We start from the raw sequence: 22,125 nt of genomic DNA, 5'->3' as shown, positions 1-22,125 counted from the left end.
TTCAAGATTTGAATCGGGATTTTTACATTTTAAAATGTTTTTTATTGACAACCTGAGTCCAAATGCTTTTTCAATCTATTTGGATCCACTTGATCACCAGTACAACTCGGAATATCATTAAATTGATAATATAATTGTGGAACTGTTCCAGGGATTTTTAACTCATTTCTGGTTAAAACACCATCGCCATCATCATCTGTATCTAAAAAATCAGGGATTCCATCACCATCTGAATCTTGGTTAAATAAACCGATATCTGTGACTCCAGAAGGATTATAATATTCATCTTTAGACAAAATCTTATCACGATCATGATCGTTATAATGCAAACTTTTTAACTTAATTTGAAAAACTAAGTTTTCATACGGACCAATATATAAACCTCTTGAATTATTAAAATAGCCTAAACCGGAAGGAATAAAAACGACACAATTTCCATAGTTTATATATGAAACAGTTCCATCGCCATTAACAATGGTTGTTTCAGGAGTTTTCATTAATGGCAAAACTTGTCTAAAACCAGCAATGAACTCTGCAGTACTCGACGGAAAAGAAGTCCAAACGGGGCTAGTTGCTCTATCAAATTCTTGATTTTCTAATGTCCAACCTCTATAATCCACAAAAGAAGAATCTATTGTTGTTGGTCGTTGCCCTCCTCCTTCATTTAACAAAATATAGTAAATTTTATAGTCCACTGGATCATCAATTCTACCTCCTTTGAGATAAGATAATCGTGTATCATTTTTTCTTGTAATAAATTGCAAAGGATAATCTGATTGGTCTTTTATCGAAGTATATTCTGAGCTGTTTTCTTCTGGAATTTTAGCAATCATTACATTCAAATCTGCATCAACAGTCATGTAATGTGTTTCAAGATATGTTTCAATAGATTCCGAATCAGTAGCATATTGCTCTGTTCTGTCTCTTGGAGGAATAATTTCACCGCCTCTATCATCATCATCTTTACATGAAAAAATCACTGTTGACAACACAGCAATTAATAAAACATTTTTAAATCTTTTTAATAGCATTTTTTTATACAATTTATTGTTTAGGTTTAGTAAAATATTATCTTAAAATAAGTGTCGCAAGATACAATTTTGATTTATTTTTGTATAATAATTAACGAAGAATTCTGAAAAAAGGTATGCGTATAGATAAATATTTATGGTGTGTTCGGTATTTTAAAACCCGAAATATGGTTACCGAACTATGCAAAAAAAACCATGTTACGGTAAATGGCCAAGTCGCAAAGCCTTCTCGAGAGGTTTTTCCGAGTGATGATGTTACTTTTAGAAAAGAACAAATTATCTATAAAATCAAGGTTTTAGCCATTCCTGAGAGTCGTGTGGGTGCCAAATTGGTTGATATTTATCGAAAAGATGAAACATCACCTGAAAGTTTTGCTCATTTAGAATTGCTAAAATTATCTAAAGAACACTACCGAAAAACCGGAGAAGGAAGGCCAACCAAAAAAGACCGAAGAGATTTGGAAAATTACACCGATGATACAATTGAATAATCTAAATCACCAAATAATTTCCTTTTTTCCCATTTCTTTTAAATACTGATTGGTTTTGCTAAAGTGACTGTTTCCAAACCAAAGTCCTCGATTGGCACTCAATGGAGAAGGATGTCCGGTTTCTAATACAATATGCTTTTTTCTGTCAATTTTGGCTCCTTTCTTTTTTGCAAATCCGCCCCAAAGAAGAAAAATAACGTTTTCTTTTTGGTTTGAAATTTTTTGAATTACCGCATCCGTGAAAGTTTCCCAACCTTTCTTTTGATGACTTCCGGCAGCCGATTGTCTTACTGTTAAAGTAGCATTGAGCAACAAAACACCTTGATCTGCCCATCTTTCCAAATTACCCGATGAAGGATATAGAATTTGTAAATCCTTTTCTAATTCTTTAAAAATATTTTGTAGAGAGGGTGGAAATGGAATGCCATCATTCACTGAAAAACACAATCCGTTGGCCTGATTTGGTCCGTGATAAGGATCTTGACCAATGATTACAACCTTTATCTTTTCAAATGAACAATGATTAAATGCCGAAAAAATTTCGTTTCTTTTTGGATAACAAACATGCTGATTGTATTCATTTTCAACAAAATGAGTTAAATCCTTATAATAAGGTTTCAAAAATTCTTCTGCTAAAACCGTTTTCCAAGAGGGATGTATTTCACTATGCATCTTAAATTTATTTAAACAATGATAAATATAGTTCTGACTTTGCTAACATCCAAATCAAACAAAGAAAAATTATCGCTAAATTTGCCTAAAATTGCTTTACAACTAAATGATTTCAATCACTGATAAAACCTTAAAAGATTTAGAATTTTCAACCATTCTGCAAACTGTTTCAGATCGATGCAATACCGAACTGGGAAAGCAGAAAGCATTGGAAATTGTTCCGTTTCGAGACAAAAATCTCTTAATGGATTCGCTTTTGCAAACATCTGAATATCTTTCATCTTTTTCCAACAATAATGCGTTGCCAAATCATGGTTTTGATAACATCAGTACGGAAATAAAATTTATTGGTATTGAAGATAGTTTTTTGGAAGTTGGCAGTTTTAGAAAAATTGCTCAATTATCGGAAACAACTAATACGATGTTGCTGTTTTTGAAAAAATTCAACGACTATTATCCAACTTTACATCAAAAATCATTGTCAATTGAATTCACCAAATTCATTGTACAAAAAATTGATGAAGTAGTTGATAAATATGGCGAAATTAAAGACAATGCTTCGCCGGATTTAATCAATATTCGAAGAGAAATGAGTTCTGTTCGTGGAAAAGTAAATCAAAGTTTTGGATCGGCGTTGAGTCAATATATCGCCCTCGGTTATTTGGATGAAATTAAAGAAAGTTTTGTAGAAAACCGTCGTGTTTTGGCCGTTTTAGCCATGTATCGAAAAAAGGTAAAAGGCTCTATTTTAGGAAACTCCAAAACGGGAAGTATTGCCTATATTGAACCTGAAGCTACTTTACGTTACTCACGCGAATTGAGTAATTTAGAATACGAAGAACGTGAAGAAATTACTCGAATATTAAAAAAATTAACCAACGATATTCGTCCTTTCAAAGAACTTTTGAGTCAGTATCAGGGATTTTTGAGTGATATTGATGTGATTGCCGGAAAAGCAAAATATGCGTTAAAAATCAATGCTATTTTACCAACAATAATTGAAGAAAAAAGAGTATTTTTAAGAGATGCCTACCACCCTATTTTATATTTGAACAATAAAAGCAAGAACGAAGTTACCTATCCACAAACTATTGAATTAAATAACAAAAGTAGAATTATTGTGATTTCCGGACCAAATGCAGGCGGAAAAACCATTTCGTTAAAAACTGTTGGATTATTGCAATTGATGTTGCAAAGCGGCATGCTGATTCCTGTTCACGAACGAAGTGAAACGTTTTTATTTGATAGAATTTTAACCGATATTGGCGATAATCAATCGATTGAAAATCATTTGAGTACATACAGTTATCGACTAAAAAACATGAATTACTTTTTAAAAAAATGTAATAATAAAACATTGTTTTTAATTGATGAGTTTGGAACCGGTTCCGACCCGGAATTGGGTGGTGCTTTGGCCGAAACTTTTTTAGAAGAATTTTATCATCGAGAAGCCTTCGGAATTATAACAACACATTATTCTAATTTAAAAATACTTGCCAATGAATTGCCTTTTGCGTCCAATGCCAACATGCTTTTTGATGAAAAATCATTAGAACCAATGTATAAGTTGATATTAGGTCAAGCCGGAAGTTCGTTTACGTTTGAAGTAGCACAAAAAAATGGCATTCCGTATGGATTGATAAATCGGGCAAAAAAGAAAATTGAAGGTGGAAAAGTTCGTTTTGATAAAACCATTGCTACATTGCAAAAAGAACGTTCTAAGTTAGAAAAAACTTCGATTAATCTAAAAGAAGAAGAATCGAAAGCCAGAGAAGAAGGTAAAAAGATGGAAACTATCAATGCTAAAATTCAGGATAAGTTAGAACGTTATCAAGAATTGTATGATGCAAACCAGCGTTTGATTTATATTGGACAGAAAATTGATGATCTTTCGAATAAATATTTCAATAACAAAGACAAAAAAGTGTTGATTGGTGAATTTTTAAAAATTGTTGAAATTGAAAATTCCAAACGAAAAAAAGCAACTGTTAAGGAAATAAAGGAAAAAGAAGTAATTCAAAAACAAATAATTCAGGAAGTTACCACAAAAATTGATGAAATTAGAGTTGTTAAAAAAGAAAAGAAAGCAAAAGCTTTAAAAATAGAATCTGAAAAACCAAAACCAATCTTAAAAATTGGAGACCGAGTTCGTATGATAGACGGAAAAGCAGTTGGAACGTTAGATGCAGTTGAAAAAAACAAAGCAACCGTTAATTATGGTGTTTTCACTTCAAAAGTGAGTTTAGATGCACTTGAATTAGTGGAAGCAAAAAAATAAAAAACTATGGAAGGATTACCACTCGATAAAAAAATAATTTTGTTTGACGGAGTTTGCAATTTATGTGATTCTTCGGTTCAATTTATTATCAAACACGATAAAAAAGATGTGTTTCGTTTTGTTGCTTTGCAGTCAGAATTAGGTCAAAAAATTCTAAAACACATTGGTGTTAATCCGATGAAAGTTGACAGTATCGTGCTTTATGAACCCGGTGTAGCCTATTTTCACAAAGCCGAAGCAGCTATGCGAATTGCTAAAGAACTTGATACTTGGCATAAAATTATTGGTTACTTATCGTTTACTGGAAGCTTTGGCAATTTTGTATATGATTATATTGCCAAAAATCGATACAAATGGTATGGAAAAAAAGACGAATGCATGATTCCGACTCCTGAATTAAAAGCAAAATTTTTATAACTGATAATTATCATAAAAAATCTGCTGTTTGGTTTTTAATTTTGACTTAACTTAAAACCTAACAAAATGATCAAACAGACTTTTGCTTTATACTCTTGGGATAACGGTGCTTTCATTATGATTGGTGTTTTTTTATTAGTCATCTTTGGACTAATTGGAGCTGTAATGCTCATGATGAACGAAAAAAACAAAAAGAAATAAGAAACTCTTATCGGAATTCTGAGCTTTTAGAACACGAATAGGTAATTATTAAAGCCACTAACTACACTAATTCGCACAAATTAATTCGTGTAAATTAGTGTAATTCGTGGCTCTTCTTTAGTCTAAATAGTTTTAAAAAATCCAACCCTACAGAAAAACTTCTGATAATTCTATTTTAAACTCGCCAAACTTTGCTCAATAGTGGCAATTTTTGCCAACGCATCTGCTTCTTTGTTTCGTTCGTTTGCAATAATTTCAGGTTTTGCATTGGCTACAAATTTTTCATTTGAAAGCTTCACTTGAACTGATTTCAAGAAACCTTGAATGTATTTTAATTCCTCTTCCAGTTTTTCAATTTCAGCCGCAACATCAATATTTCCGGCAATTGGAATAAAATACTCGTTTGATTTTACTCGATAAGTCAATGCTCCGTTTACTGTTTCTGTTACATATTCTAGGTTTTCAATATTTCCCAATTTTATAATTACAGCATCAAATGTAGTCGCATTTTTCTCGTTGTTGATTATTTTTAAATCAATACTATCTTTATTAGCAATGTTTTTTTGTTTACGAATGGTTCTTATGCCGGCAATCACTTCAATAACAAAATCAAATTCTGCAATTAAATCAGGATTTGTATTTTGCATTGTTGGCCATTCTGAAATAATCAATGCTTGTTCCGGAGTTCTTTCTGCAATGTATTGCCAAATTTCTTCCGTTAAGAAAGGCATAAACGGATGTAATAATTTCAAATTGGCTTCTAACAATTCAATCGCTTTATCAAAAGTTGCTTTGTCAATTGGTTGTTGATAAGCCGGTTTGATAATTTCCAAGAACCACGAACAGAAATCATCCCAAACTAACTTATAAATTCCCATTAAAGCATCGGATAATCTGTATTTTTCAAAATTATCTTCAATTTCTGCTAAAGTTTGTTGAAGTTTTGCTTCGTACCAATCAATCGCAATTTTTGATGCTTCGGGTTGAGCAATATCGGCAACTTCCCAACCTTTGATTAATCGGAAAGCATTCCAAATTTTATTGGCAAATGCTTTTCCGTTACTGCATAATTCCTCATCAAACATGATGTCGTTTCCGGCAGAAGCACTTAGTAATAATCCAACACGAACTCCATCTGCTCCAAATTTTTCAATTAAATCTAATGGATCAGGAGAATTTCCTAATGATTTAGACATCTTACGACGTTGTTTATCACGAACTAAACCCGTTAAATACACATTGTTAAATGGTTTTTTACCAGTATATTCATAACCTGCAATAATCATACGAGCCACCCAAAAGAATAAAATATCCGGACCTGTAACTAAATCATTGGTTGGATAATAATATTTAAAATCTTCATTTTCAGGGTCTAAAATTCCGCCAAAAACAGCCATTGGCCAAAGCCATGAAGAGAACCAAGTGTCTAATGCATCTTCGTCTTGTCGAAGTTCATTAAATTCTGTAATTATTATACCTTTAGTTTCTTCTAAAATTGCAATAGCTTCATATTTGTCATTTGCAACAACATAATCTTCCTTTCCTTCACCATAGAAATAAGCAGGAATTTGTTGACCCCACCACAATTGACGAGAAATATTCCAATCGCGAATATTTTCCATCCAATGACGGTAGGTGTTGTTGAATTTGCTTGGATATAATTTTACTTCTTCTGTTTCTAAAACAGCTTTGATGGCTGGCTTAACCAATTCATCCATCTTTAAAAACCATTGATCGGATAATCTTGGTTCAATGACAGCTTTGGTTCTTTCTGAAGTTCCAACTTTATTAATGTGTGTTTCCGTTTTAACTAAGGCTCCAATCGATTCTAGTTCTTTTGAAATTTCTTCGCGAGCTACAAATCTGTCTTTTCCTTGGTAATGCAATCCGAAACTGTTTAAGGATGCATCTTCGTTGAAAATATCGATGATTTCAAGATTGTGTTTATCACCTAAAACTTTATCATTAACATCGTGAGCAGGAGTTACTTTTAAGCAACCAGTTCCAAACTCAACATCTACATATTCATCTTCAATAATTGGAATAACTCTATTGCAAATTGGAATGATAGCTTTTTTACCTTTCAAATGAAAAAATCGTTCATCATTTGGGTTAATACAAATAGCAGTATCACCAAAAATAGTTTCGGGACGCGTGGTGGCAATGGTTAATACATCATTTGTACCTTCAACTTTATAATTGATGTAGTATAAATTTCCTTGACGTTCTTCGTGAATAACTTCTTCGTCGGATAAAGTAGTTTTTGCTTCCGGATCCCAATTTACCATTCTGTAACCACGATAAATCATTCCTTTATTATATAAATCCACGAACGATTTAATTACAGAGGCAGACATATCTTCATCCATAGTGAATTTGGTTCTGTCCCAATCGCATGAACAACCTAATTGTTTTAGTTGTTCGAGAATGGTTCCACCGTATTTATCAGTCCAATCATAAGCGTGTTTTAGGAATTCTTCACGTGTTAAATCGGATTTATTTATTCCTTCTGATTTTAATTTGGCTACCACTTTTGCTTCGGTTGCAATGGAAGCATGGTCAGTTCCCGGTACCCAACACGCATTGAAACCTTTTAAACGTGCACGACGAATTAGAACATCTTGAATCGTATTATTCAACATGTGTCCCATGTGCAAAACTCCTGTCACATTTGGTGGAGGAATTACTATTGTATAAGGAGTTCTGTGGTCTGGTTTTGAATGAAAATAATTGTTTTTCATCCAGTAATCATACCATTTTTTTTCGGCTTGCTTGGCATCAAATTGAGCAGGAATAGACATAAATATAAATTATATGGTTATAAATTGAAAAATCATCTATTAAATAAAAATTTCAATTTGGTCTGGTTTTTGTATTATGATGCAAAAGTAACGATTTAGTCAGAAGTATTAAAAAAGAAATTAGTATTTGTAGTTTGAATAAAAGTGATTATTTTTACACTACCCAAAAACACATAACCATGAAAAGAATTTTATTTTTTGCTGTATTTAGCTTTATTAGCTTGACTGCTTTTGCACAGAAAGGCCCGAAAATTGAATTTAAAGCCAAAGACAATACAATAGACTACGGAAAAGTTTATAAAGACAACGATAATGGTGTTCGTATATTCGAATTCACCAACACCGGAGATGCACCATTAATTATAACGAATGTTCAATCCACTTGCGGTTGTACGGTTCCATCTAAACCGAAAGAGCCAATTATGCCCGGAAAGTCGGATAAAATTGAAGTAAAATATAATATGGCAACCGGTCCAATTAGAAAAAGCATCACCGTTGAAACCAATGCTGTGAACGCTGATGGCGGAAAAGTTCACCTAAAAATAAAAGGCGAAGTTTTAGAACGTCCGGAAGTAAACCTGATGGAAAAGAAAAAAGTTGGCCCAATGCAATAAATTTAATCCCTTTGAAAGAAGGGATTTTTTTTACAAGATACTTTTCAAATAGAAAGTAAATTTGATTCGTCTGTTGCCACGATCAATTTCAAAAGTAATTTTTTTACCGTCTTCAGATTTTAGTAAAGCATTTACCTCTTGAAGAGAATACCTATCAACTCCATTTCCATTTATGGTTATAATAATATCTCCTTTTTTTAGTCCGCAAAGTTCTGCTGGAGAATCTTTTCGAATATGAGCAATGACATAAACCGGTTTTAATACAAATTTATATTTAAATCTGTCTTGACTACTGGTAGGACTTTCGTATGATGTATTGCTTTTGGTTGTTACTATTCTATTTAAACTAACTTCCTCTTGAATCCACTGCAAACCGGCATGATTAATTTCAATACCACTCATATTATATTCAAATGGTTGCTTATAATTTTTGTTCTTTTTTAGATAAATTTTGTTGTTTTTATAATCAAAAAGTAGATAAAATCGTTTAAAAATTTCTCCTCCAATCGAACCAATTCTGTTCTCTGCCCATCTAATATTTTGCAAAGAAGTTGAATCTGGTATAGCAACATTAGGGCTTCTAAAATTAAATGCTTCAAATTGAAATGAATCCAATTTTGTTCTTTTTCCAAAAATATCACCATTAAAACCTCTTCCTAAAAAATCATCAAACGTTTTATGTGGAAAATCATAATCTTTAATCTTGTTTGCAAAAAACCAAAAAGCATCACTATTTCCTAAATCTAAAAGCATTTTTCCATTTGTTTTTTGAGAATCTAATGTAAAGACCGAACTTAAATAGGGCTTATTGTTGTAAAAAGTAATAGGAAATTCATGGAATTTACTAATTTTTTTATGCTTAATTTCTTTAGAAGGATTGTGTATAAAAATTTTGTGTGTTATATAATTGATTTCAACTTTAAAATTTCTAAAGAATTGATAACCAATGATTCCATTTACCGGAATTGCTACACTGCTGGAAAAATTAAACTCTTCATCAAGAATAATATAAATATCATGCTTCTGATCGACGATAACGTCTTTAAAAACCACTTTATTTGTTGAAGATTTGAGTCCTTCAATAAAATTTGAACTTCCCAATCCTCTTAATTTTATTTTTTCAACATTATTAAATTTTAGTTCTTCTTTATCTTCTAAGCTAAATAATATTGTTTCTTCTACACCGGTATCAAGCAAAAAAATTAAATCAACTCCATTTACTTCTAAAGGAATAAAAATTAAATTATTGATTAGTTTAAACGGAATTGTAATTTTATCTTTTTTGGAATAATATTGAAATCCCTCTTGACTATGTACTGACATAGAAATTAAAAAAACTGAAAGAAGAACAAAAATGAATTTCATATGCAATATTTTAATAAAAATACAAATTTTGTCTTAAAAAAACAATTTGATTAAATATATCCTTAAAAAGCATTGGGTCTGAATAAAAAAAATTGCAAATTTGCATTTCAAAAAATCATCAGTATGCCTAAGATTTCTAAGAAAGGTCAGCAAATGCCGGAATCACCTATAAGAAAATTGGTTCCTTATTCTGAAATTGCTAAAAAACGAGGTACAAAAGTGTACCATTTAAACATTGGCCAACCCGATATAAAAACACCGGAAGTAGCCATGAATTCGATTAAAAATCTTGATATTAACGTTTTGGAATACAGCCATTCTGCAGGATTTGAAAGTTACCGCAGAAAATTAGCAGACTATTATCAAAAACATAATTTGCCAATTAATATTGAAGACATCATTATTACAACAGGTGGTTCAGAAGCCTTATTGTTTGCAATGGGAAGCACAATGGATACCGATGATGAAATCATTATTCCTGAACCTTTTTATGCCAATTACAATGGTTTTTCAACAGCATCAGGTGTAAAAGTTGTACCTGTAATTTCAACCATTGACGAAGGTTTTGCCTTACCTCCTATTGCTGATTTTGAAAAATTAATCACTTCAAAAACAAAAGCAATTTTGATTTGTAATCCCGGAAATCCAACAGGATATTTATATTCTAAAGAAGAAATTTTTCAATTAGCTGAATTAGTAAAAAAGCATGACTTATTTTTAATTGCTGATGAAGTTTACCGTGAATTTATTTATGATGGAGATGAACATTTTTCTGTTATGAACGTTCCTGGGATTGAACAACATGCGATTATGATTGATTCTGTTTCCAAAAGATACAGCATGTGTGGAGCTAGAATTGGTTGTATTGTTTCTAAAAATAAAGAAGTAATGGGTGCAGCAATGAAATTTGCTCAAGCCAGATTGAGTCCGCCAACGTTTGCACAAATTGCAAGTGAAGCAGCTTTGGAAACTCCTCAAAGTTATTTTGACGAAGTAATTACGGAATACAAAGATCGAAGAGACACTTTAATTGCCGAATTAAATCAAATTGAAGGAGTAAAAGTAGCTACTCCAAAAGGAGCTTTCTATTGCATTGCCAAACTTCCGGTTAAAAATGCAGATGATTTTGCACAATGGTTGTTAGAATCGTATGATTTTAATGGCGAAACTGTTATGGTTGCACCTGCAGCTGGATTTTATTCTACTCCTAATGTTGGTTTAGATGAAGTTAGAATAGCCTATGTGTTAAAGAAAGAAGATTTAATTAAATCTGTTAGAATTTTGAAGGAAGCTTTAAAAGTTTACAAGAAATAAGAGATTTCTTTTTATAAATAATCCCGATATTTTAAACAATGTCGGGATTATTTATTTGGTATTATTCGACTATTTCATTTCGAAACCAGCCTAAATTGAAATCATTAAATTGAAAATTTATTTCCTCTTGCAATGTAGTTTTGTTGAAAATCAAAACATCTGATTCAGTTATGATGATATAATGGTTTTCATCTTCAGTTTCTGAAATAATCATAGCAGGTTGAAATTGATAATCTATTTCTTCAACTTTAAAAAGTATATTTTTATTTGAAACACGAAGATATTCACCGGTATGAACTCCTTCATAATCTCCTTTTAACCATTCAGGCAAATTAAATACTTGCGTGTCAAGTTCTGTAGATTCAGGTTCGCATCCCATAACCATTAATCCTATCATAAAGACTACTATAATCCTTTTCATTATACAACATTTAGAAATAAACAGTTGTAAATCTAATGATTAGAAAAAGCAATAAACACTAAACTCGTTCAAATGAAGATTTAAACGTTTAATGCATAGCGAAGTGAATTTCATCGATAAAAAAAACTCTTGACGTTCATCAAGAGTTTTTTTTATTGATTATAATTCTATCTTTTTAATGAAAAATGTGCTTTAAATGTTTTGGTTTGATCGTTTTCCAGGTACTCTACTGTAAACCAGTAATCGGTTGAGGGTAGGTTTTCGCCGTTGAATGTTCCGTCCCAACCTTGACCTATAGGAACTATTTGTTTCAGGAATTTTCCATAGCGGTCAAATATATAAATTTTTGCGTTAGGATTGGTGTCTCTTAGCGAAAAAATATTCCAAGTGTCATTATAACCGTCTCCATTTGGTGTAAAGAATTTTGGATAATCTACAACAAATACTTCGATCGTAGCATCTTCACAACCATTTAAGTCTCGAACTGTAACAAGGTGACTTCCCGCACTCACGTTGGTAAACACATTACTGGTTTGAAATGGTCCGTTGTCTAAACTATACACATAATTCGCATTGCCTTGATCCGGAATCGTGATTCCGTTTGCAATGATCGTTATAGTGGCGTTGTCGGTAAAATAATTACTCTGCACATAACTCAAGGTAGCTTGCTCGGACTGAACCACATTCACTGTTATCGTGTTTGAACATTTTGGTTCCGTTTCGTTATTTGTAACAGTTAAGGTATAAGCTCCCGGAGTATTTACCGTCAAGTTTGCATCGGTACCTAGTTCATTGCCAAGTGAATCTGTCCATACAAAATTATGTGTTAATGGATCTAATCCACTCTCTAAAATAGCTTCTCTAATTACATCGCCTGTAATCGGATCGGTACAGATAAAGTCGTCTTGAACCGTTGGCTCAGGTATTTTATGCACTGTCAAGGTTACCGGAACAATGTTCGGACAGCCACTTTGCGTGTTTGGGTTCACCAAAACAGCATAGATTTCCTGACTAAAAGGAGTAGTGTTGACAAAGGCTGTTAAATCAGTTCCTGATAGTGCTCCACTATAATCGTTTTCTTCTGCTGCTTGCTGTGCTGCAGTAAGACTTTCAAAATAGTAAACCACTGTGCCTGCATAATTATTTGGTGGTGTTATAGTAGCTCCTAATAGTAGTGGCGTTACATCTGCATCTAAATTAAACGCAGCTAAACCATCGTTATCAGCATCTTGATCGTCACATTTGGTTACGGCCGGATCATCTACCGGAATTGGATTAGCAAAGGTTCCTTCTTCAATCACTAAATCTACTGTTCCAACAATAAAACATGCTGTGATTTTATTCTCTACTCTTACATAAATAGTCTCCGGTGTGCCTTGAACACTTGTACTTGGGTACGTGTTTGGCAATTGTGGACTACCCGCATCTGCATGAGCCTGTGATGCATAATACGTTACGCTAAAGTCGGCCTCAGTTTGATTGGCTCCCAAAACATCTTCATTGGCTAAACTTAATGTGAATGGTAAAATCGGTTGATCTATTGCCACACATTGGTATAAATTAACCGGCGAAACAATATCCGGTAGCGGATTAACAATCAATTGAAGCTCTACAATTTCATAACATCTTGGCTCCATCGGATTGGTTGGTATTCTGGTTACACGAACATAAATGGTTTGTGTATTTGGATTTGTACTGTCATAGCTAGTTGGAACAGGAATCGGATTAGTTTCTGTTTCTGCATCAGCATAACTCTCAAAATACGTCAAAGAAAACTCTGTTAAACTAGCTCCGTTTAAGATATAAATCGCTCGCTGAGTTAGATCAAAATTTTCTAAACCATCACCCGGATTATTGTCATCACACTCTTCTATCGGTGCCGGATCAAATAGTGGTTCCGGTCTTGGAATTACTCGAATGGTTAAAGTCGTAAAGCTCGAACATCCCGCCGCACTCGTCACTTTCACCCCTAAGGTTTGCACTGCTGCAACTGCATTAGTATAAGCCGTTGGGTCTTGAATTGCATTGACATTATCCAACGCATTTTGATAACTTGGATAATACGTAACGGTATAACCTCCTAAATTATTAGTAATTGCATTATTGCGGATAGTTAAGTCAAATACTGTAAATTGATTATTTGGTAAAGCCTCATCACACAACGATATCGGATCCGGTATGGTGAGTGCCAAAGGCAGGTTTACAATCAAATTGAAACTTCCCGTATGGAAACAACCTGTGGCAATATCAGTCACTCGTACCCAAATGGTTTGTGGATTGCTTGTGTTTTGATACGTTGTTATATTCGCAATGGCTGAAGTACCACCAATTGCATCAGCTTGTGATGTAAAATAAGCCACTTGATAATCTGAAGCAGCTCCACTTTGAGCAGCTAAGATAATGGGCGTTTGAACACTTAAATCAAAGGTACTAAAGCCGTTTTGCTGATTACCATCGGTATCACATTGAACGATATCCGGTAAATTTGTTGGTACTTCCGGGCTTGGGTTTACTACTAGTTCAAGCATCATCACTCGCACACAACCTGTTGTGTTATGCTCTGCTCGAACATAAATAAACTGTTGCCATGGCAAAATTGTTAAGTATGAAAGCGGTAAATCATTATTACCATCCAATGCCTCTTGCTCGGTTTCGTGGAAGGTAACAGTAATATCCGTTGCTCCATTGAGTAAGTCCGGTATAAGTGCTCCTAAATCAAAAGTAGCCAAACCGTCATTGTTGTCGTCACACAACGTGATTGGGTTAATCGGAATAAGTAATATTGGAAGTGGTTCTACTCGTAAATCTAAAGTAGTGGTCGAATAACATCCCGTAACCGGATTAAGCACCCGAACATGAATAGTTTGAACGTTAGACGTGTTTGTATATAATGTAGGTAACGCATTGGTGCCTTGTTGTGCTTGAAGCAACGTGAAATGGAACGTAACCACTAATCCTTGTTGTGTGCCCACAATCTCGGCAATGGCTTGCGTTAAATCAAATTCTTCCTCTTCATCTCCCGGATTATTGTCGTCACACAAGGTTAATGGTGTTGGCAAATTAGCAATCGGTAACGGATTAACAACTAATTCTAATGGTGCTACATCATAACAACCCGTGGCATTAATGGTCACACGAACCCAAATAGTTTGTGTTGAACTGCTATATGACGGTGGAAGTTGTGGTGTGCCAACAATTGCCTCCGCCTGGCTTGGGTGGAATGTTACCGTATGTAAACTTGGATCTAATCCGCCTAAAATATTAGTTAAACGAGAAGATAAATCAAATACTTGAACACCATCCGTATCATCATCACACAACGCATAATCATCCGGAGTCGTATTGATTACCGGGAATGGATTAACAATTAAATTAAACGTGGTAATTGAAGGACAATCGGTTGCTCCTGTATTTATCACTCGAACATATATGGTTTGAAGCCATGGATTAAGTGATAAATAATTTGCAGGGCTCAGTATCGGTGCTCCGCCTAATTGAGCATCAGTTAACGTCTCATGATACGTTACTGTTAATCCAGTAGCTCCGCCTGTGATAATATTTTCGGTTTGAGCCAAATTAAATAGACCTCGTCCATCATTATTATCATCACAAAGCACTAAATCAGGATGAGTAAAAATTAGTGGAGCAGGTGCAACGGTTACTGTAGCAGTTTGATTGAGCGGCACCGAACAAACCCGAATTGTATTGGTGAAAACACCAATTAACGTATAAGTGGTTGTTATGGTATAGGTATCTGTTATGGTATAAATACCGGAAGCATCTATTACTTGGGTTTGAACGCCTCCCGTATTGATGGTATATTCTATCGTAGATCCCGGTGTAGCGGTGAAAGTAATCGTGGCTTCTCCCGTTGGACATATTATTATATCGCCCGATACACTTGCTGTTGGCAAGGGTAACAACGTTACTGTACCTGAGCCACTTGTTGAGAAACAACCTGTTGTCGTATCGGTGATAACTACACTGTAAACACCTTCTACTGCTGTGTTAAAACTCGCTACATTGCCTGGGTTTGTGGCGTCAGTTGGCACTGTCCATACATAATCGTAGGTACCCGGTGTACTTGGCGTAGCAGTTAACGTGGCTAAATCTCCCGCACAAACTGTTGGAGAATTTACTGTTACTGTTGGATTTGGATTAATTGTTACTGTACCCGATGCACTCGCTGAAAAACAGCCGGTTACTGTATCAGTGATAATCACGCTGTAAACACCCGCAATTGTGGTGGTGAAACTCGCTACATTACCCGGATTGCTTCCGGAAGGAATTGTCCAAGCATAATTATAACTTCCTGCGATAGCCGGAGTTGCAATTACGGTAGCTGCTGTGCCATCACAAACACTTGGGCTATTAACTGTGACTGTTGGATTTGGATTTATCGTTACTGTGCCCGAAGCACTTGCGGAAAAACAACCGGTTACCGTATCAGTGATAATTACACTATAAACACCTGCAATGGCGGTTGTAAAACTAGCTACATTACCCGGATTTGGTCCTGATGGTACTGTCCAAACATAATCATAACTACCCGCTACTCCTGGGGTGGCTGTAACAGTGGCGGATGTACCATCACATACCGATGGACTATTAACACTTACTGTTGGATTTAGATTTATTGTCACTGTTCCTGAGGCACTGGCTGAGAAACAACCCGTAACTGTATCAGTAATAATAACACTATAAACACCTGCTATTGTGGTGGTGAAACTTGCAACATTACCAGGATTAGGCCCTGACGGAACGCTCCATGTATAATCATAACTCCCCGCGACTCCTGGTGTTGCTGTCACTGTCGCAGGTGTGCCTTCACACTCGGTTGGACTATTGACTATAACTGTCGGATTTGGATTGGATGTTACTGTACCCGATGCACTCGCTGAAAAACAGCCGGTTACTGTATCTGTAATAATAACACTATAAACACCGGGTATTGTAGTGGTAAAACTCGCTACATTGCCCGGATTGGTTCCGGAAGGAATTGTCCATACATAGTCATAAGTTCCTGCTGTGCCTGGGGTTGCAATGACAGTAGTCGCTGCTCCATCACAAACACTTGGGCTATTAACTGTGACTGTTGGATTTGGATTTATCGTTACTGTGCCCGAAGCACTTGCGGAAAAACAACCGGTTACCGTATCAGTGATAATTACACTATAAACACCTGCAATGGCGGTTGTAAAACTAGCTACATTACCCGGATTTGGTCCTGATGGTACTGTCCAAACATAATCATAACTACCCGCTACTCCTGGGGTGGCTGTAACAGTGGCGGATGTACCATCACATACCGATGGACTATTAACACTTACTGTTGGATTTAGATTTATTGTCACTGTTCCTGAGGCACTGGCTGAGAAACAACCCGTAACTGTATCAGTAATAATAACACTATAAACACCTGCTATTGTGGTGGTGAAACTTGCAACATTACCAGGATTAGGCCCTGACGGAACGCTCCATGTATAATCATAACTCCCCGCGACTCCTGGTGTTGCTGTCACTGTCGCAGGAGTGCCTTCACACTCGGTTGGACTATTGACTATAACTGTCGGATTTGGATTGGATGTTACTGTACCCGATGCACTCGCTGAAAAACAGCCGGTTACTGTATCTGTAATAATAACACTATAAACACCGGGTATTGTAGTGGTAAAACTCGCTACATTGCCCGGATTGGTTCCGGAAGGAATTGTCCATACATAGTCATAAGTTCCTGCTGTGCCTGGGGTTGCAATGACAGTAGTCGCTGCTCCATCACAAACACTTGGGCTATTAACTGTGACTGTTGGATTTGGATTTATCGTTACTGTGCCCGAAGCACTTGCAGAAAAACAACCGGTTACCGTATCAGTGATAATTACACTATAAACACCTGCAATGGCGGTTGTAAAACTAGCTACATTACCCGGATTTGGTCCTGATGGAACACTCCAAACATAATCATAACTACCTGCTACTCCTGGGGTGGCTGTTACAGTAGCGGATGTACCATCACATACCGATGGACTATTGACTGTAACGGTTGGATTTAAATTTATTGTCACTGTTCCTGAGGCACTCGCTGAGAAACAACCCGTAACTGTATCAGTAATAATAACACTATAAACACCTGCTATTGTGGTGGTGAAACTTGCAACATTACCAGGATTAGTTCCGGAAGGAACTGTCCATACATAATCGTAAGTACTGGCTCCTGATGGTGTGGCAGTAACTGTCGCAGGCGTGCCTTCACACTCCGTTGGACTATTGACTGTAACTGTCGGATTTGGATTGGATGTTACTGTACCCGATGCACTCGCTGAAAAACAGCCGGTTACTGTATCTGTAATAATAACACTATAAACACCGGGTATTGTAGTGGTAAAACTCGCTACATTGCCCGGATTGCTTCCGGAAGGAATTGTCCATACATAATCATAAGTTCCCGCTGTGCCTGGGGTTGCGATGACAGTAGTCGCTGCTCCATCACAAACACTTGGGCTATTAACTGTGACTGTTGGATTTGGATCTATCGTTACTGTGCCCGAAGCACTTGCGGAAAAACAACCGGTTACCGTATCAGTGATAATTACACTATAAACACCTGCAATGGCGGTTGTAAAACTAGCTACATTACCCGGATTTGGCCCTGATGGAACACTCCAAACATAATCATAACTACCTGCTACTCCTGGGGTGGCTGTTAGAGTGGCGGATGTGCCTTCGCATACCGTGGGACTATTGACTGTAGCGGTTGGGTTGGGGTTAACGGTAACTATTCCACTAGTAGAAACTGATTGACAACCAGTTGTTAAATCGGTTATAATCACACTATAAACACCCGGAATTGTGGTGGTAAAACTTGCAACATTACCCGGATTAGATGCAGGTGAAGGAACTGTCCATGCGTAATCATAACTACCGGCTACTCCCGGAGTAGCTGTAACGGTAGCGTCATCACCTTCACAAACAGTAGGATCATTAACCGTAACTATAACGGGTGGATGCACAGTCAAAGAGAAAAATGTAGTTCCAAAATTAGTGGTTGGATTGGCAATTTCTTCGACACGAACATAAATAGTTTGTGTTGTTCCATTATATATGTTTGCAGGTATAATTGCTGCAACACCTATATCCGCATCGGCTTGACTTGTATGGTAAGTAATGTTATGCAAACTTGCTTGTAATCCATTCAAAGCAGCTAAATCATTTTGTGTTAAATCAAAAATCTCAAATCCATCGCCCGAGGCATCATCACATAATGCTAATGGGTTAGCTTGAGGATCTAAACCACATGGATCCCATTGTATTGTAAAAGGTCTAATTCTATCACAACCTGTACTAAAGTCTGATACTGCTGCATAAATAGTTTGTGGGTTACTAGTTGCTACAAAAGCATTTTGAGTGGTAATCTGATCAAGTAATTGTTCCGCATCAGATTGAGAAGTATAGTAACCAATAGAAAATAAAAAAGGATCTCCACTTCCAACCATAACAGCATCATTTACTGTTAAATCAAAAAGATTTTCACACTCTTCTAAATCAATAGGGTCTGTACCTGCCTCAGGAAGAAAAACATTTATAGTAAAATCTTTTTCTACACTTGTAACTCCACTACATTGTGTGTATGTTGCTTGAGCAGTATAAACAGAAGTAACTGTAGGACAAACAGTTATTGTTGTATCCGTGCTGTATGGATTGCCATTTTCTAACCATTGAAAAGTAGTTGACGAAGGTCCAGAAGGTGTAAATCTAAATGCTCTGTTTGTTGCAGACCAAGCACCCGTATTAAATCCAGGCGGAGTATATGCTAATGTTCCAGCTGCATTTTGAATTCCAATTAAACCATTACCATTATTCCAAGTAGGACAAGGAGTTCTGCGTTGTACATAAACTTCAACAATATTGGAAATTTCATATAAAACTATCTGTGATGTTTGTAAACCAACACTATTAGCACATGAAAATTGCGGCATATTAGAAAAATTTGCTATAAATTTTCTACAGGGATATGTTCCTACAACAGCATATGTTGCACTTATTTGAGCGGGAGGTGTGGGAGTTACTGAAAAATCAGTATCTTGATATACACCATATATTGCATTTCTTATCGGAAAACCAGCATTTGGAATTGTTTGATTATATGCCCAAGGACAATTACTTCCTCCTGCTTGTGGATTGAATGTAATAACTCCATTAGTTCCAACATTTATACTTGTATATTGATTTCCAAAAAAACAAAAGACAAAAGGAGGATCGGCAGGATTAGGATTAGGAAATGCGAAAGGTGCAGACCATTGATCATCACCATTAACTCCACCCGGAGGAGGAGGATTTCCATACAACTCATTCCATGGAGCACCACTATTTATGAAAGGTGCTTGAGGACAAAAGTCGATTTCACTTACTGTGTATTGTGTTGTTGTTCCGAAATCTATATAAGATGCTGTTAAATCAATGCACTCATTTACGTCACAAGCTTGAGCTGAAATTGCATCACCTAAATCAACTCCACCCGCTGTAACTGTAGCACAACCATTCAAATTAATTGTAATGGTCACACTTCCTGTAAGTGGTGCTGAACAACCTGGAGGATTTTGAAAAATACTTACCAAAGTAAAAATAGTTGTAGTATTTAAAAAAGGTGTTGTGAAAGAAGCTGTACCAGCAGCATTAATTGGTATATTATAAAATCCACCAGAACTTGATGAAATAGTGAAACTGGTGTTGGGAGTTCCACTAAACGTAAGCAAAGTTGATCCAGGACAACTCGTTACATCACCACTTGTAAAAGAAGCAGTTGCGGAAATTGATTGAACGGTAACCGTTACCGACTTAGAAAGGTTACAAGTACTATTAGTTACAAACTGAATATCATCAATAGCAAAATCATTTCCGGCAACGGTAACAACTCTATCAAACATACATATTTCTGCTGTTGTAGCTACTCCTGAATTCCAAGTATAAGATCTTTGCACCCATCCACAAGTGGTAGTTGGAGCAAGATTTGAACCAATTGAAACACCATTTATTATCACATCAATATTGGCAGGATTAGGTGTAGCAACCGTTTGAATCCAATAGGAGAAGGTATAATTCTGACCCGGCGTTACTGGTACAGTTTGACACCAAACTTTATCGTTTCCAGAATTTGCAATTGAACCATCTACAACCATCATATTACCCGTTCCTGATGTATGATCTGTACAGTTAGAAAAACCTGCAAACCATGTTTGAGAATTTGTAACCACTGCATAAGCCCCCTGTACTCCAACCGGATTTACAGGATCTAAATATTGATAATCTGTTGTAAAACCCGTATTACCCAACGAAAAATCGCCGTTAAAAATTAAATTTCTTGGCGTAACCGAAGTTGAATTTACTGTATAAGTTGTTGTTGTAGTTGGGCTTACAATAACAGAAGCATTATTAGGATCGGTAAGTGATGGATCTGCTGGAACAGCTGTCCAAACATAATTTGCACCACCAGACGCAGTTAATGTTGCCGATTCACCTAAACATATCGTTCTATTTGGTGTAACTACTAAATCATTTGGTTGAATTATCACTATTCCTGATGCAGTAGCGGTATCAGCGTTAGAATCTGTCACAGAAGCTGTGTAAGTTCCGGGAGGGAGATTAATAAAAATACCCGTTGTGTTAGTAAGATTTACCGGGCCAGTAATTGAATAAGAAGTATAAGGTTGCGTTCCTCCTTGACCATAAACAACAATAGAACCATCATTTTCACCAAAACAAGATACATTAATAGATGAATAATTAATAGTTAGAGGTTCTAATCGTTCTAAAATAATTTCATCGATAGCAAAATCATTTCCAACATCACTTTGGTTAATATTGTATAATTCAAATCTTCTGTAAGGAGCACCAGGCTCTGAAACGGTATAATCAAAACTTACCTCTTGCCAGCCTGTTGAAGGTTCTGTTACAGTATAACTCCCTGTAAAATAAGTGGCTGCTGCAGCCATAACTCTAAAACCAATTTCAGGTTGCGGATTAGTGTTGTTTACAGAGCGAATGAAAAATCTAAAACGATATGTTTCACCTGCCTCCAATAATATATCTCCATTTGTTTTCCAAAAAACTTCTGACTGATTATGTGCTCCATCACACACCATCATTAAACCTGTTCCGGTTGTATAATCACCAGAATTGATAAAATTAGATGTGTTTAATAAATAAGGGTCATTGATAATTGCATACTGTCTCGAAACACTATTTGCCTGACCAGCTCCAGGATTTATGAGATTATAGTCGGATTGGAAACCGATTCCGGCTCCTTGCTCAAAATCACCATTTGGGATTAAATTTTGAGCACTTAAAAAGCTGATTAAAAGACAACTAAACAGACAAAATAGTATTCTTATATTCATAATTTGGAATTTTTAAAGCCGGAAATTTACATATTTTTAACTTAGAATTATCTTAAAATTTCTATTTTTTGCAATTCCTTTTATTACAACATAAAATTTCCGCATTTTGTTTATCTTTGCACACTT

At 35.6% G+C, this 22,125-nt stretch carries 12 protein-coding genes; 6 read left to right on the top strand and 6 right to left on the bottom strand.

Going from position 1 to position 22,125, the window contains the following annotated elements:
* Positions 1 to 41: 41 nt before the first annotated feature.
* Complete coding sequence (locus M0M57_RS13195; RefSeq protein ID WP_248433496.1) at positions 42 to 1,031, bottom strand: FKBP-type peptidyl-prolyl cis-trans isomerase; 990 nt, start codon at positions 1,029 to 1,031, stop codon at positions 42 to 44.
* 116 nt (positions 1,032 to 1,147) lie between these two features.
* On the opposite strand from M0M57_RS13195, the gene M0M57_RS13190 reads away from it, so the two are divergent.
* Positions 1,148 to 1,522: an RNA-binding S4 domain-containing protein gene (locus M0M57_RS13190; RefSeq protein ID WP_248433495.1), complete on the top strand. Its 375-nt coding sequence runs from the start codon at positions 1,148 to 1,150 to the stop codon at positions 1,520 to 1,522.
* Positions 1,523 to 1,528: 6 nt separating this feature from the next.
* On the opposite strand, the gene M0M57_RS13185 is transcribed toward M0M57_RS13190, so the two are convergent.
* Positions 1,529 to 2,194, bottom strand: a complete 666-nt coding sequence (locus M0M57_RS13185; protein ID WP_248433494.1) for a uracil-DNA glycosylase — start codon at positions 2,192 to 2,194, stop codon at positions 1,529 to 1,531.
* Between the two features lie 106 nt (positions 2,195 to 2,300).
* Between M0M57_RS13185 and M0M57_RS13180 the strand changes: the two genes are divergently transcribed.
* The 3 genes from M0M57_RS13180 to M0M57_RS16710 all read left to right on the top strand — a co-directional run bounded on the left by M0M57_RS13180 (position 2,301) and on the right by M0M57_RS16710 (position 5,090).
* Positions 2,301 to 4,472: an endonuclease MutS2 gene (locus tag M0M57_RS13180; RefSeq protein WP_248433493.1), complete on the top strand. Its 2,172-nt coding sequence runs from the start codon at positions 2,301 to 2,303 to the stop codon at positions 4,470 to 4,472.
* A 6-nt stretch (positions 4,473 to 4,478) separates the two neighbouring features.
* Positions 4,479 to 4,889: a thiol-disulfide oxidoreductase DCC family protein gene (locus tag M0M57_RS13175; RefSeq protein ID WP_248433492.1), complete on the top strand. Its 411-nt coding sequence runs from the start codon at positions 4,479 to 4,481 to the stop codon at positions 4,887 to 4,889.
* Between the two features lie 66 nt (positions 4,890 to 4,955).
* Entirely contained in the window at positions 4,956 to 5,090 is a 135-nt protein-coding gene (locus M0M57_RS16710; protein ID WP_256466602.1) for a hypothetical protein, read from the top strand.
* Positions 5,091 to 5,260: 170 nt separating this feature from the next.
* On the opposite strand, the gene M0M57_RS13170 is transcribed toward M0M57_RS16710, so the two are convergent.
* Positions 5,261 to 7,891 carry a valine--tRNA ligase gene (locus M0M57_RS13170; RefSeq protein ID WP_248433491.1) on the bottom strand — a complete coding sequence of 877 codons (2,631 nt, stop codon included), beginning with the start codon at positions 7,889 to 7,891 and terminating at the stop codon, positions 5,261 to 5,263.
* A 179-nt stretch (positions 7,892 to 8,070) separates the two neighbouring features.
* Here M0M57_RS13170 and M0M57_RS13165 point away from each other — a divergent pair, with 179 nt between their 5' ends.
* Positions 8,071 to 8,505, top strand: a complete 435-nt coding sequence (locus tag M0M57_RS13165) for a DUF1573 domain-containing protein (protein ID WP_248433490.1) — start codon at positions 8,071 to 8,073, stop codon at positions 8,503 to 8,505.
* A gap of 30 nt (positions 8,506 to 8,535) precedes the next feature.
* On the opposite strand, the gene M0M57_RS13160 is transcribed toward M0M57_RS13165, so the two are convergent.
* Positions 8,536 to 9,870: a PDZ domain-containing protein gene (locus tag M0M57_RS13160; protein WP_248433489.1), complete on the bottom strand. Its 1,335-nt coding sequence runs from the start codon at positions 9,868 to 9,870 to the stop codon at positions 8,536 to 8,538.
* Positions 9,871 to 9,993: 123 nt separating this feature from the next.
* Between M0M57_RS13160 and M0M57_RS13155 the strand changes: the two genes are divergently transcribed.
* Positions 9,994 to 11,184, top strand: coding sequence for a pyridoxal phosphate-dependent aminotransferase (locus M0M57_RS13155; protein WP_248433488.1), 1,191 nt, complete (start codon positions 9,994 to 9,996; stop codon positions 11,182 to 11,184).
* A gap of 61 nt (positions 11,185 to 11,245) precedes the next feature.
* On the opposite strand, the gene M0M57_RS13150 is transcribed toward M0M57_RS13155, so the two are convergent.
* A complete protein-coding gene (locus M0M57_RS13150) occupies positions 11,246 to 11,605 on the bottom strand; it encodes a hypothetical protein (protein ID WP_248433487.1) in 360 nt (119 codons plus the stop codon).
* A 167-nt stretch (positions 11,606 to 11,772) separates the two neighbouring features.
* On the bottom strand, positions 11,773 to 21,999 hold the full coding sequence (locus M0M57_RS13145; RefSeq protein WP_248433486.1) for a T9SS type B sorting domain-containing protein: 10,227 nt from the start codon (positions 21,997 to 21,999) through the stop codon (positions 11,773 to 11,775).
* Between the last annotated feature and the right edge of the window lie 126 nt (positions 22,000 to 22,125).

The organism is Flavobacterium azooxidireducens, assembly GCF_023195775.1.
Classification (GTDB): Bacteria; Bacteroidota; Bacteroidia; order Flavobacteriales; family Flavobacteriaceae; genus Flavobacterium; species Flavobacterium azooxidireducens.
Note: the sequence above shows the minus strand (reverse complement) of the source record. Positions and strands in the feature narration are given on the sequence as shown.